Genomic DNA, 13096 nt, shown 5'->3' on the forward strand with positions numbered 1-13096 from the left:
TAAAATGAAGAAATTTTTAAGCTTAGTATGTATGATTACCTGCATCTTTGGTTTGACGGCGTGCGGCAGTGAGGAGACCTATACGGATTACGAGCAGCGTAAGATGGATACTGCGATCCAGATCGCTACCCAGTATGTGATCCCTTCTCTTGAGAACTTTGAAGACGAAGCTACATTGGAGAGCTTTTCCGAGTATACCGCTGATGAAGTGGCATACCTGGTACAGGAAAATGTAGGTATCACCGTTGACGGTTATGCATACAAGACTGCTATCGAGTCTTTCAATTCCGCGAAGAAAACCATCGGCGGTATCACTGCTGTCGGTGATGCAGATGCTAGCATCGATGATGATCAGATCATTGTACATGTAGATGTGACCGGAGCAAACCAGAACGCACAGGCAGAAGTGATCTTCAGCAATGATATGTTCATGAGCATGGAGTCAGCAGCATTGAATCCCATTGAATCCATGGGTGGTCTGATGACCAAGGCTGCACTGAATACTCTGATCGGTATGGGAACTGTATTCGTAATGCTGATCATTATCTCGCTGATCATTTCCCTGTTCAACTTCATTCCCAAGATCCAGGCTACATTCAGCAAAAAGGGCAAGAAGGAAGAGACAAAGAACGCAGGTATTGATAATGCAGTAACTCAGATCGCTGCACAGGAAGAAGTCGAAGCAGATGACACTGAGCTGGTAGCCGTAATCGCAGCTGCGATCGCAGCAAGCGAAGGCGCGGCAAGCACTGACGGATTTGTAGTTCGTTCTATCCGCAAAGTTAGATAATCTAAAATCGTAGGAGGATATTAAAATGAAAAATTATACCATTACCGTAAATGGCAACGTATATGATGTAGTAGTAGAAGAGGGCGCATCTACCGGAGCACCCGTAGCAGCAAAGGCTCCCACTGCTCCCAAGGCAGCACCCAAGGCTCCCGCAGCAGCACCCAAGGCAGGCGGCGCAGCAGGCAGCATCAAGGTTGAGGCCGGTGCAGCCGGTAAGATCTTCAAGATAGAGGCAAATGTTGGACAGGCTGTTAAGAAGGGTGACGCAGTCATCATTCTGGAAGCTATGAAGATGGAAATCCCTGTTGTAGCTCCCGAAGACGGTACCGTAGCAAGCATTGACGTTGCAGTTGGTGATACTGTTGAGGCTGGTGCAGTTCTGGCAACTCTGAACTAATTTTTTTATCAGCTCTATAAACAACAGGAGGTCATCAAATGGAATATATAGCTAGTACGCTTAACAACCTGATTCATCAGACAGCGTTTTTTAACCTGACCTGGGGAAACTATGTCATGATTCTGGTTGCATGCTTTTTCCTTTATTTAGCTATCCGTCATGAGTTTGAGCCGTTGCTCTTACTCCCGATAGCGTTCGGTATGCTGTTGGTAAATATTTATCCCGATATCATGTTGCACCCTGAACATGCAGCAAACGGTGCCGGCGGCTTACTGTATTATTTCTACAAGCTGGATGAACTGGCAATCCTGCCGTCCCTGATCTTCATGGGTGTAGGTGCCATGACAGACTTCGGTCCTCTGATCGCAAACCCTAAGAGCTTTCTTTTGGGAGCAGCTGCGCAGTTCGGTATTTTCGCAGCATACTTCGGTGCGATCTGGCTGGGATTCAACGACAAGGCAGCTGCAGCCATCTCCATCATCGGTGGTGCTGACGGTCCTACATCCATCTTCCTTGCTGGTAAGCTGGGACAGACGGCAATCCTGGGACCTATCGCGGTGGCAGCATATTCCTATATGTCACTGGTTCCCATTATCCAGCCCCCTATTATGAAGCTTCTCACCACTGAGAAGGAGAGAAAGATCAAGATGGGTCAGCTTCGTCCGGTATCCAAGCTGGAGAAGATCCTGTTCCCCATCGTTGTTACCATCGTTGTATGTCTGATCCTTCCCACCACAGCTCCTCTGGTAGGTATGCTGATGTTAGGTAACCTGTTCCGTGAGTCTGGCGTTGTTCGTCAGCTGACTGAGACAGCATCCAATGCTCTGATGTACATCGTAGTTATTCTGTTAGGCACTTCCGTAGGTGCTACCACCAGTGCAGAAGCATTCCTGAATGCTGATACACTGAAGATCGTAGCTCTGGGTCTGATCGCCTTCATGTTCGGTACCGCTGCAGGTGTTCTGTTCGGTAAACTGATGTGCGTAATGTCCGGCGGCAAGATCAATCCTCTGATCGGTTCCGCAGGTGTGTCTGCAGTTCCTATGGCAGCCCGTGTATCCCAGAAGGTTGGTGCAGAATCCGATCCTACCAACTTCCTGCTCATGCATGCTATGGGACCTAACGTGGCAGGTGTTATCGGTACTGCCGTAGCAGCCGGTACATTCATGGCAATCTTCGGAGTATTTTAAAGCTAATTAAAAGAAAATTATATTATGGAGGATATTCGTAATGTCAGAAATTGAAAAGAAACCGATTAAGATTACGGAAACTGTTTTACGTGATGCACATCAGTCTCTGATCGCTACCAGAATGCCGACCGAATTCATGCTTCCTATCGTAGATAAGATGGATAAAGTTGGTTATCATTCCGTAGAGTGCTGGGGCGGTGCTACCTTTGATGCATCCCTTCGTTTCCTGAAGGAAGATCCCTGGGACAGACTGAGAAAGCTGCGTGACGGCTTTAAGAACACCAAGTTACAGATGCTGTTCCGTGGACAGAACATTTTAGGTTACAGACCTTATGCAGATGATGTGGTAGATTACTTCGTACAGAAGTCTATCTCCAACGGTATTGATATCATTCGTATTTTCGACTGTCTGAATGACCTGCGCAACTTACAGGAAGCAGTAAATGCTACCAATAAGTTCAAGGCACAGGAAGGCAGAGGTGAAGCACAGGTTGCTCTGGCTTACACCCTGGGCGATGCTTACACCTTAGAGTACTGGACCGGCATGGCTAAGAAGATCGAAGAGATGGGTGCAGATTCCATCTGTATCAAGGATATGGCCGGTCTGTTAGTACCTTACAAGGCTGCTGAACTGATCAAGGCTATGAAGGAAGTTACCAAGCTTCCCATCCAGTTGCATACCCACTATACTTCCGGTGTTGCAAGCATGACTTACCTGAAGGCAGTAGAGGCCGGCGTTGATGTGATCGATACCGCTATGAGCCCCTTTGCTATGGGTACTTCACAGCCTGCTACCGAGGTTATGGTTGAGACCTTCAAGGGAACCCCTTACGATACCGGTCTGGATCAGAATCTGTTGGCCGAGATCGCTGATTACTTCAGACCTTACAGAGATGAGTGCCTGGCTAACGGCCTGCTGAATCCCAAGGTTATGGGTGTTGATATCAAGACTCTGCTGTATCAGGTACCCGGCGGTATGCTTTCCAACATGGTGAGCCAGCTGAAGGAGCAGAATGCAGAAGACAGATACTACGATGTACTGAAGGAGATCCCCAAGGTTCGTAAGGATCTGGGTGAGCCCCCTCTGGTTACTCCTTCTTCTCAGATCGTTGGTACTCAGGCAGTCTTCAACGTACTGCTCGGTGAGCGTTACAAGATGGCTACCAAGGAGACCAAGGCAGTGCTGCGTGGTGAGTACGGACAGACCGTTAAGCCCATGAGCCAGGAAGTTATCGACAAGGTTATCCCCGGTGAGGAGAGAATCACCTGCCGTTACGCTGATCTGCTTGACAACGAGATGGATAAGCTGGAAGGCGAAATGAAGGAATGGAAACAGCAGGATGAGGACGTATTAAGCTACGCCCTGTTCCCTCAGGTTGCTACCGACTTCTTCAAGTATCGTCAGGCACAGCAGGAAAAGGTTGATATGACCCAGGCTGACACCAAAAACGGTGCATACCCTGTCTAAATAATTCGTCAATAAAAAGTCGCACGACTGCTCGCAGTCAGTGCGGCTTTTTTATTAGACGAACAAAACCACATGAGCAAGTAGGGCAATAGCCCGGATTGCGAATGTGGTTGCGGCTTCGAGAGCGCGAAGCGCGCAGAAGCCGTTATTTAGACATTCCCCCGGGGCGCCCCGGTCGAACCCTGGTCAGCCCGGATTGCGAATGAGTTATTTACATATTGACAAACCACCTCTTCACCTACTAAAATAACAAGTGTTATAGAAGGACACATTGTTTGCTGTAAATACAGCGGAATGAGAGGGATTATGGCTCGTAAAGAGATGATCACGATTGACAGGATCCTGGATACGGCATTCGCCATGACCAGAGAGGAAGGCTTTGCCAATGTGACTGCGAGAAAAGTTGCGGCGAAGGCAGGATGTTCCACGCAGCCTATTTTCAGAGTATATAAGAATATGGAAGAACTGTGGGATGCGGTCTATGAGAGAGCAACGGCGTATTTTCTGGATTATTACAGCCTGTATCCCCGCACCGGGAAGACACCTTTTGCCAACTTAGGAATGGCATACATAGCTTTTGCACGGGAAGAAAGACACTTGTTTGAACTTCTGTTTGTATCCGGTGACCAGGGCAGCAAACATAAGACGAAAAGCATGTATGAGATTTTGAACGGCGATGCCGGAAATGTAGTCTATGAGATCAATCTGGCGAGAGTGGCAGGATGCCCGGATCCCGGAGATCTGTTTATGAAAATGTGGATTTTTATCCATGGAGCCGCCTGCATGTCTCTGACCGGAGATTATGATCTGACAGATCAGCAGACGATGCAGCTTTTGGAACATTCCTACTATGCTTTTTACAATGAGACAATGCGAGGTTAAGAACAGTGGCAGAATATGATGTTTTTACCCGGATAAATGAACACTATGCGAAGATGAGCAAGGGGCATAAAGCCATTGCGGACTATATATCGGAACATTTTGACCAGGCGGTATTCATGACGGCAGCTAAATTAGGAGAAACACTGGGAATCAGTGAATCTACCGTGGTTCGTTTTGCCGCAGGGATCGGTTATGATGGGTACCCGAAATTTCAGAAGGCATTGGAAAGCTGTGTACAGGGTAAACTAAATGGTATCCAGAAAATGGATGCAAAATATGGAAGAAGTTCCCAGTCGGAGATCCTGACCTCTGTTCTCACGGCAGATATCGAGAAGATTCAGGATACTATAGATAATCTGGATCCGGCGGCGTTTGAATCGGCAGTAGCTACGATCTTAGAAGCGGAGACCATCTATATCATGGGACTCCGCAGCAATGAGCCATTGGCGGCGTTTTTGCATTTTTACCTGAACATGATCCGCGGAAAGGTATTTTTGCTGAACACTACCAGTGTCAGCGAGACCTTTGAACAGATGATCCATATAGGACCGAAGGATTGCTTTATCGGCATCAGTTTTCCGAGATATTCTATGCGGACGTTAAAGGCAATGGAGTTCGCCAATGACCGGAATGCCAAAGTGATCGCCATTACCGACAGTATCCATTCCCCCATGAATCTGTATTCTTCCTGCAATCTGCTGGCGAGAAGTGACATGGTGTCGGTTGTGGATTCTCTGGTGGCACCTCTTAGTGTGATCAATGCCCTGGTGGTAGCACTTTGCCTGAAATGTCCGGAGCAGGTGCGTAAGAATCTGGAGACACTGGAAGAGACATGGAACAATTATCAGGTGTATCTGAATGACGAGATTGATTTTATAGATGATGAACCGATGTTGGATTATTCTCTGCGACGCAAGGAGCAGTGACGTCGATATGTCGGCAGAAAAGGATGAGAATGAGCAATGTGATAGTGGTCGGCGGCGGAGCTGCCGGCATGATGGCTGCCATAGCGGCAGCAAAATGCGGACATAACGTAACCCTTTTGGAAAAAAATGAAAAGCTTGGGAAAAAGCTGTTTATTACGGGAAAAGGCCGTTGTAATGTGACTAATGGAGCGGATATGGATGTGCTGTTCCAAAATGTCTGCACCAATGAAAAATTCCTGTACAGTGCTTTTTACAGCTTTGACAATACGCAGGTGTGTGATCTGATCGAACAGGCGGGATGTCCCCTGAAAACAGAGCGGGGCGACAGGGTATTTCCGGTATCCGATCATTCTTCGGATGTGATCGCCGCCCTGCAGAGAGAATTGCATAAATATCATGTGGATATTCATCTGCACACAGAAGTGAAAAAGATCCTGACGAAGGAAAGTGACGACAATATTTGCTTTTACGGAGTGGAATGTACGGATCATAAGAAGTTGACCGCCGATGCCTGCATTATCTGTACAGGTGGCTGCTCCTATGCCGCTACCGGATCCACCGGAGACGGTTACCGGTTCGCAGAAGAGACGGGTCATAAAGTAACGGAGCGAAGGCCCGCATTGGTACCGTTAGAGATCCGCGAGAGCTGGTGCAAAGCGCTGATGGGATTATCTCTTAAAAATGTGGAGATCCGGATGCAATGTGGGAAGAAGACCTGGTACGAAGGCTTCGGAGAGATGCTGTTTACCCATTTTGGCGTCAGCGGGCCGTTGATCTTGTCCGCCAGCAGCTTTTATTCCAAAAATATTTCCAGACAAAAAGGTGACGATGAAGTAAAGCTTTTCCTGGATCTGAAACCCGCACTGACACCGGAACAGTTGGATAAACGGCTGCTTCGGGATTTTGAGGAAGCGAAGAATAAACAGTTTAAAAATGCACTGGATCATCTGTTCCCTGCGAAGCTGATCCCTGTTATGATAGAGCTGTCAGGAATCTCTCCGGAGAAGAAGGTCAACGAGATCAGCAGAGAAGAGAGAAAAGCTTTCGGCATGCTGATCAAGGCACTGCCTATGACGGTAACGGGGACGAGATCTTTTGCGGAAGCAATCATTACCCAGGGCGGAATCTCTGTAAAAGACATCAATCCTTCCACCATGGAATCCAGGCTGGTAAAGCATCTGTATTTTGCGGGGGAAGTACTGGATCTGGATGCCATGACCGGTGGCTTTAACTTACAGATTGCCTGGTCTACGGGACATTTGGCGGGAGAAAGCATACAATAAATTTTTTGAAAAATAGAATCATAAAGAAAATACGAAGAAAAGAGGATATGAATATGAGCTTTAATGTAGCTATTGACGGACCGGCAGGTGCCGGTAAAAGCACGATTGCCAGAGCAGTGGCAAAAAAGAAGGGCTTTATCTATGTGGATACCGGAGCAATGTACCGCGCCATGGCACTGTTCATGTTAAGAGAGGGTGTGGATCCTGCGGATGCGGCAGCGATCGCCGATAAATGTAAGGAGGCAGATATCACCATTCAATATGTGGACGGAGAACAGGTCGTATTATTAAACGGTGAAAACGTCAATGCTTATCTGCGTACCGAGGAGGTTGGCAACATGGCTTCCACCACCAGTGCACAGCCGGCGGTACGTACCAAACTGGTAGAACTTCAGCAGGCACTGGCAGCGAAAAGCAATGTGATCATGGACGGCCGTGATATCGGTACCGTAGTATTACCACATGCACAGGTCAAAATCTATCTGACCGCCAGCAGTATGGTGAGAGCAAAAAGAAGATATGATGAGCTGACTGCCAAGGGTGAGTCCTGCAACTTAGAAAAGATCCGTCAGGATATCGAGGACAGAGATTACAGAGATATGCACAGAGAGACTTCTCCGTTAAAGCAGGCGGAGGATGCGGTACTTGTGGATACCTCCGATATGACCATTGAACAGGTCATTGACCGGATCGTGGCACTGATTGGCTAAATGGGAGACGATATATGGAAGTAAGACTGGCAGACTGTGCAGGCTTTTGCTTTGGTGTAAAGCGCGCCGTGGATACCGTGTATGAACAATTAAAAAACGGGAAGACTATATATACCTATGGTCCCATTGTACACAACGAGGAAGTGGTCAAAGAACTGTCGGAAAAGGGTGTACGGGTTCTGGAGAACAAAGAGGATCTGAAACAGCTGAAAGCCGGGGAGAACATTCCCACAGTGATCATCCGTGCTCACGGTGTGGCAAAAGAAATCTATGACATCATGGAGGCAAACGGTCTGGAATGCATTGATGCCACCTGTCCTTTTGTGAAAAAGATCCATCGTATTGTGGAACTAAAAAGTAACGAGGGGTATCATGTGATCGTTGTGGGAGATCCGAAGCACCCGGAAGTAGAGGGGATCGTCGGCTGGTGTCCGGGACCCGTTACTGTTCTGGAGACTCCGGAGCAGGCAGAAAATTTTGTAAAAACAGAAGGCGAAAAACTCTGCATTGTGTCTCAGACGACATATAACTACAATAAATTTCAATATATAGTTGAAATTTTTGAAAAAAAAGGTTACAATGATAGTGTTGTGAACACTATCTGTAATGCTACAGAAGAGCGACAGCGATCGGCAAAGACCATTGCAGCGGATGCTGACGTTATGATTGTAATAGGAGGGAAGCACAGTTCCAACAGCAGAAAGCTTTACGAAATCTGCCAAAGGGAATGTGAGCACACCTATTTTATACAGACACTGGATGACTTGCATTTAGATCTACCTAAAGCTGTTCGACTAGTGGGTATTACCGCGGGGGCTTCCACCCCAAATAAATTAATTGAGGAGGTTCAAAATTATGTCAGAATTAACTTTTGAACAAATGCTGGAAGAATCATTAAAGACAATACATGCAGGAGAGGTAGTCGAAGGTACAGTCATCGATGTGAAACCGGAAGAGATCATTCTGAACATCGGATATAAATCTGACGGTATTCTTACCAAGAACGAATATACCAACGACTCCAGCGTGGATCTTACCACAGTTGCCAAGGTTGGTGACACCATGGAAGTCAAGGTCCTGAAAGTAAATGACGGTGAGGGTCAGGTTCTCCTTACCTACAAGCGTCTTGCTGCAGACAGAGGCAACAAGAGAATCGAAGAAGCATTTAACAATCACGAAGTACTTAAGGCAACCGTATCTCAGGTACTGGACGGTGGTTTAAGTGTAATTGTGGACGAAGTAAGAATCTTCATCCCCGCAAGCCTGGTATCCGATACTTATGAGAAGGATCTGACCAAGTATGCAGGACAGGAGATTGAATTCGTGATCAGCGAGTACAATCCCAAGAGAAGAAGATATATCGGCGACCGTAAACAGCTGATCGTAGCCAAGAAGGCTGAGCTGCAGAAGGAACTCTTTGAGAAGATCAAAGAAGGCGATATCGTAGAAGGTGTTGTTAAGAACGTAACTGATTTCGGCGCATTTATTGATCTTGGCGGCGCAGACGGACTGCTTCACATCTCCGAGATGTCCTGGGGCAGAGTTGAACATCCCAAGAAGGTATTCAAGGTTGGCGATAAGCTGAAAGTCCTGATCAAAGAGATCAACGGCAATAAGATTGCACTGTCTCTGAAATTCGATGATGCTAACCCCTGGAAGGATGCTGCACAGAAGTATGCAGTCGGCAATGTAGTAACCGGTAAGGTTGCAAGAATGACCGACTTTGGTGCTTTCGTAGAATTAGAGCCCGGTGTAGATGCTCTGCTTCATGTATCCCAGATCGCAAAGGAGCACATTGAGAAACCTTCCGATGTACTGAGCGTTGGCGATGAAGTTACAGCTAAGGTTGTAGATTTCAATGAGGCTGATCACAAGATCTCCCTGAGCGTAAAGGCTCTGACAGCTCCCGAACCTGCAGAGGCAGAGGAAGAGTCTGATGCAGATGTTGTATCTGTAGATATCGATGCTGTGATCGCTGCAGAGGCTGAGAATACTGAGGAATAATTAACAGCTGGGTGGTTGATATTCATGATATATGATTATGAGTATTTTAAAAAGGAGATATATTCTCTGACTACGATCGATCTGAATGCTTATAAAGAGAAGCAGATGAAGCGGCGTATTGATACTCTGATCGCAAAACACAAGATTGTAGGATATGATAAGTATGTACAGGCACTGAAGACGGATAGAGAACTTTTCGAGGAGTTTGTAGGGTATATTACCATCAATGTATCGGAGTTCTATCGTAATCCCGAACAGTGGAAATATCTGGATGAGACAGTTATCCCAGAACTGATTCAGCGCTTTGGTAAGAATTTAAAAATCTGGAGCGCTGCCTGTTCTACGGGAGATGAGCCGTACTCACTGGTTATGGCTTTGTCACGGCATGTTCCGTTACAACAGATCCATATCTATGCTACTGATCTGGACAAGCAGGTGATTGCAAAGGCAAAGACCGGATTGTACAATGAGAAGAGCATAGAAGGTGTACCAGAAGATCTAAAGAAGAAATATTTCACGAAGATCGGTTCCTCTTATAAGATTGCGGATGAGATTAAGGCAAGAGTTGATTTTCATCAGCATAATCTGTTGAAGGATGCTTATCCGACAGAATATCATCTGATCGTGTGCAGAAATGTTCTGATCTATTTTACAGAGGAAGCAAAGGATGAAGTATTTCGAAAGTATTATCATTCCCTGGCAAAGGGTGGAATGCTTTTTATCGGAAGTACGGAACAGATCATGAATTATCGTGACATAGGATTTGAGAGAAAAAGTTCTTTTTATTATGTCAAACCCTTATAGGTTTATAGGAAGAAAAAAGGAAAGCGATCAGCTTTCCTTTTTTTAATATGTGGCGGCAATCATGGACAGGACGTGATTGGCGTAACGGGAAAAACCTTCACGGTTCTTCTTCATTTCATCTGTAAGTTCAAAAAATAATTCCTTGCTCTTATAATCTCTCTTGAAGAAAGGTGTAAATAAAATATCCCACTGGGGAAGATAACAGGAAAACTTCCTGGTATAGCAATTCGCTGCGGAAGCCTGGAGTCTGTGTTCCTTATCGACAAAACCAGCTACGGATTTATGAAGCGCCACATCTTCGGTAGGAAGATAATAATAATCCTTGTAGTTCGAATAGAAATATTTTAATTCTTCTTCATAGATCGGAACCTTAAGAGTAGCAGATTCTCCCTCGCCGCGGAAGTAACAATTACCGGCAGAGGCAGTAATAGGTTTGGGCAGCGGTGTAGGAATCTGCAGTGTGATCAGCAGCTCTTTTCGCTGTGCCCCATGCATATCTTTGTAATAGTTGGCCTGTACCTTTTTGGCTTTGACACAGTTCTCGTTAAATAGATCATAGTATGCGAGAATCGGAAGAACTTCCAACATCCCTTTTAAATCGTCCGCATTGTGAAGGAATAAAGCCTTTTCGGTGAATTCGGAAGGATTCTTGACATAGTCGTGATATAATCCAATCAATTCACCACCGGAAAAGACATCCGTACGGGCGATTCCAAGGTATTGCTCCAGAGTTTTCTGTTTGCAGTTGGGCAACTTTAAGAAAAACTTATAAGGAGAAATCCGACGATAAATATCGATTCCCTGAAAACCTTCGAAAGAAAATGGAAGCATTAACTGGGCACATTTCTGGCTGATAAAGGGAAGGTCGAAGTTATTGCCGTTGAAATGAACCAGATATTTATAGGATCTCGCAAAGTCAAAGAAGGCAGTGAGAATCGCTCCCTCCTGTGCGTAATCCTCTGCCATCCATTGTATGGTATGCCATTTACCGGCCCGGTTGTAAGCGCAGCCTATCATATATAAATAAGAAGTACGGGAAGTAAATCCCGTGGTCTCAATATCGAGAAACAGTACCTGTTCCAGAGGTGCCAGCTTATCCAAGGGATAGGAGATCGCAAAATCCTCCAGAGTCTCTTCTGATTTTTTCATGTATGACCTCTTTCTGCCGTGGGGCATGTTTGCTTATCTAATTTATTCTACCATAATTTTATAAAATGCAGTAGCATTTTGTTGATAAAAGTTGATAAAAATTGATAAAAATAGTACAATTATCGTAATGTGATCTGAAATACAAGAATGATTCAGAAAGGACGATAGAAAATGGCGAAGTTGACATTTGTAGGTGGAATCCATCCCTATGATGGCAAAGATCTGTCGAAAGACAAGCCGATCCAGGATGTTCTGCCTAAGGGAGAAATGGTCTATCCCATGTCTCAGCATATCGGAGCCCCGGCTAAGCCAATCGTGGCAAAAGGAGATCGTGTACTTGCAGGACAGAAGATAGCGGAGAGTGGTGGATTTGTGTCGGCGCCGATTTATGCATCCGTGTCCGGTACTGTAAAGTCTATCGAGACAAGGCGTGTAGTGACGGGAGATCTGATACAGAGCATTGTAATAGACAATGACGGTTTGTATGAAAGTATGGAATTTCATCCCTATGCACCGGTGGATAAATTACAAAAAGATGAGATCATCGATATTGTAAAAGAAGCCGGAGTTGTAGGTATGGGAGGAGCCGGCTTTCCTACCCATGTAAAATTATCTCCGAAGGATCCTGATAAAATTGACTATGTAATTGCAAACTGTGCGGAATGTGAGCCTTATCTGACTTCTGATTACCGCAGGATGATGGAGGAGCCGGACAAGTTGATCGGCGGTCTGAAGATCATATTGAAGCTGTTCGATAATGCTCATGGAATTCTGGCAGTGGAAGATAATAAACCGGATTGCATCTCTCTGTTAAAACAGATGACCAAAAATGATCCGCAGATCACGGTCAAGGCATTGAAGACCAAGTACCCGCAGGGTGCGGAACGTCAGCTGATCTATGCCACAACGGGTCGTAAGATCAATTCTTCCATGCTGCCCGCGGATGTGGGATGCATTGTAGACAATGTAGATACCATGGTTGCTATTTACAGAGCGGTTACAGAAGGACGCCCTCTGATGGAGCGCATTGTCACGGTAACCGGTGATGCTGTGGCGAATCCACGGAACTTCCGGGTACCCATCGGTATGAGTTATCAGGAACTGTTGGATGTGGCGGGAGGATTTAAACAGGATCCGGAGAAGATTATCTGCGGTGGTCCGATGATGGGATTCGGTATGTTTGATCTCAATGTTCCGACGACCAAGACTTCTACTGCTTTGCTGGCATTGACACAGGATGATGTCTCTGCGATGGAACCCAGCCCCTGTATTAACTGTGGACGATGTGTGGAAGCATGCCCGGGACGGATCGTTCCCAGTCTGCTGGCAACTTATGCGGAGCATTTTGACGAAGAGTCATTCGTAGAACATAACGGAATGGAATGCTGTGAGTGTGGCTGCTGCAGCTTTGTATGTCCTGCCAAGAGACCTCTGACACAGGAGATCAAGTCCATGCGTAAAATTCAACTGGCCAAAAAGAAAAAGAGGTAGGA

The 13096-nt window shown here is 46.0% G+C and carries 13 protein-coding genes; 12 read left to right on the top strand and 1 reads right to left on the bottom strand.

The features are described 5' to 3' along the window. Window positions 1-4: 4 nt before the first annotated feature. From FYJ59_RS03015 to FYJ59_RS03065, 11 genes are all read left to right on the top strand, one after another. Complete coding sequence (locus tag FYJ59_RS03015; RefSeq protein WP_154495200.1) at window positions 5-790, top strand: OadG family protein; 786 nt, start codon at window positions 5-7, stop codon at window positions 788-790. A gap of 25 nt (window positions 791-815) precedes the next feature. After that, on the top strand, window positions 816-1187 hold the full coding sequence (locus tag FYJ59_RS03020) for a biotin/lipoyl-containing protein (protein WP_154495201.1): 372 nt from the start codon (window positions 816-818) through the stop codon (window positions 1185-1187). A 38-nt stretch (window positions 1188-1225) separates the two neighbouring features. Next, window positions 1226-2377, top strand: a complete 1152-nt coding sequence (locus FYJ59_RS03025) for a sodium ion-translocating decarboxylase subunit beta (protein ID WP_154495202.1) — start codon at window positions 1226-1228, stop codon at window positions 2375-2377. A 40-nt stretch (window positions 2378-2417) separates the two neighbouring features. After that, the gene (locus FYJ59_RS03030) at window positions 2418-3845 is read left to right on the top strand and encodes an oxaloacetate decarboxylase subunit alpha (protein WP_154495203.1); all 1428 of its coding nucleotides are present in this window, start codon (window positions 2418-2420) and stop codon (window positions 3843-3845) included. 306 nt (window positions 3846-4151) lie between these two features. After that, complete coding sequence (locus FYJ59_RS03035; RefSeq protein ID WP_118691953.1) at window positions 4152-4727, top strand: TetR/AcrR family transcriptional regulator; 576 nt, start codon at window positions 4152-4154, stop codon at window positions 4725-4727. Window positions 4728-4732: 5 nt separating this feature from the next. Beyond that, window positions 4733-5653, top strand: coding sequence for a MurR/RpiR family transcriptional regulator (locus tag FYJ59_RS03040; RefSeq protein ID WP_022153254.1), 921 nt, complete (start codon window positions 4733-4735; stop codon window positions 5651-5653). A gap of 29 nt (window positions 5654-5682) precedes the next feature. Continuing rightward, window positions 5683-6936 (top strand): BaiN/RdsA family NAD(P)/FAD-dependent oxidoreductase, encoded by a 1254-nt coding sequence (locus FYJ59_RS03045; RefSeq protein ID WP_022153253.1) that lies wholly within the window; start codon window positions 5683-5685, stop codon window positions 6934-6936. A 53-nt stretch (window positions 6937-6989) separates the two neighbouring features. Beyond that, a complete protein-coding gene (gene cmk, locus FYJ59_RS03050) occupies window positions 6990-7646 on the top strand; it encodes a (d)CMP kinase (RefSeq protein WP_154495205.1) in 657 nt (218 codons plus the stop codon). Between the two features lie 14 nt (window positions 7647-7660). Further along, the gene (gene ispH / locus FYJ59_RS03055; RefSeq protein ID WP_154495206.1) at window positions 7661-8521 is read left to right on the top strand and encodes a 4-hydroxy-3-methylbut-2-enyl diphosphate reductase; all 861 of its coding nucleotides are present in this window, start codon (window positions 7661-7663) and stop codon (window positions 8519-8521) included. Continuing rightward, a complete protein-coding gene (gene rpsA, locus FYJ59_RS03060; RefSeq protein WP_022153250.1) occupies window positions 8502-9650 on the top strand; it encodes a 30S ribosomal protein S1 in 1149 nt (382 codons plus the stop codon). Before ispH ends, rpsA begins: the two co-directional genes overlap by 20 nt. 24 nt (window positions 9651-9674) lie before the next feature. Then, window positions 9675-10454, top strand: a complete 780-nt coding sequence (locus FYJ59_RS03065) for a CheR family methyltransferase (RefSeq protein WP_154495207.1) — start codon at window positions 9675-9677, stop codon at window positions 10452-10454. A gap of 42 nt (window positions 10455-10496) precedes the next feature. On the opposite strand, the gene FYJ59_RS03070 is transcribed toward FYJ59_RS03065, so the two are convergent. After that, window positions 10497-11603, bottom strand: a complete 1107-nt coding sequence (locus FYJ59_RS03070; protein ID WP_022153248.1) for a ribonuclease H-like domain-containing protein — start codon at window positions 11601-11603, stop codon at window positions 10497-10499. A 171-nt stretch (window positions 11604-11774) separates the two neighbouring features. Here FYJ59_RS03070 and rsxC point away from each other — a divergent pair, with 171 nt between their 5' ends. Further along, the gene (gene rsxC, locus FYJ59_RS03075; protein ID WP_154495208.1) at window positions 11775-13094 is read left to right on the top strand and encodes an electron transport complex subunit RsxC; all 1320 of its coding nucleotides are present in this window, start codon (window positions 11775-11777) and stop codon (window positions 13092-13094) included. Window positions 13095-13096: the final 2 nt, after the last annotated feature.

The organism is Waltera intestinalis (assembly GCF_009695995.1).
Lineage (GTDB): Bacteria > Bacillota > Clostridia > Lachnospirales > Lachnospiraceae > Acetatifactor > Acetatifactor intestinalis.

Bases quoted from the DNA above. Each gene is read 5' to 3' on its own strand.
- FYJ59_RS03035 (WP_118691953.1), top strand. From the start codon at position 4,152: ATGGCTCGTAAAGAGATGATCACGATTGACAGGATCCTGGATACGGCA.
- FYJ59_RS03015 (WP_154495200.1), top strand. From the start codon at position 5: ATGAAGAAATTTTTAAGCTTAGTATGTATGATTACCTGCATCTTTGGT.
- FYJ59_RS03065 (WP_154495207.1), top strand. From the start codon at position 9,675: ATGATATATGATTATGAGTATTTTAAAAAGGAGATATATTCTCTGACT.
- rsxC (WP_154495208.1), top strand. From the start codon at position 11,775: ATGGCGAAGTTGACATTTGTAGGTGGAATCCATCCCTATGATGGCAAA.
- FYJ59_RS03070 (WP_022153248.1), bottom strand. From the start codon at position 11,603: ATGAAAAAATCAGAAGAGACTCTGGAGGATTTTGCGATCTCCTATCCC.
- rpsA (WP_022153250.1), top strand. From the start codon at position 8,502: ATGTCAGAATTAACTTTTGAACAAATGCTGGAAGAATCATTAAAGACA.
- ispH (WP_154495206.1), top strand. From the start codon at position 7,661: ATGGAAGTAAGACTGGCAGACTGTGCAGGCTTTTGCTTTGGTGTAAAG.
- FYJ59_RS03025 (WP_154495202.1), top strand. From the start codon at position 1,226: ATGGAATATATAGCTAGTACGCTTAACAACCTGATTCATCAGACAGCG.
- cmk (WP_154495205.1), top strand. From the start codon at position 6,990: ATGAGCTTTAATGTAGCTATTGACGGACCGGCAGGTGCCGGTAAAAGC.
- FYJ59_RS03030 (WP_154495203.1), top strand. From the start codon at position 2,418: ATGTCAGAAATTGAAAAGAAACCGATTAAGATTACGGAAACTGTTTTA.
- FYJ59_RS03045 (WP_022153253.1), top strand. From the start codon at position 5,683: ATGAGCAATGTGATAGTGGTCGGCGGCGGAGCTGCCGGCATGATGGCT.
- FYJ59_RS03020 (WP_154495201.1), top strand. From the start codon at position 816: ATGAAAAATTATACCATTACCGTAAATGGCAACGTATATGATGTAGTA.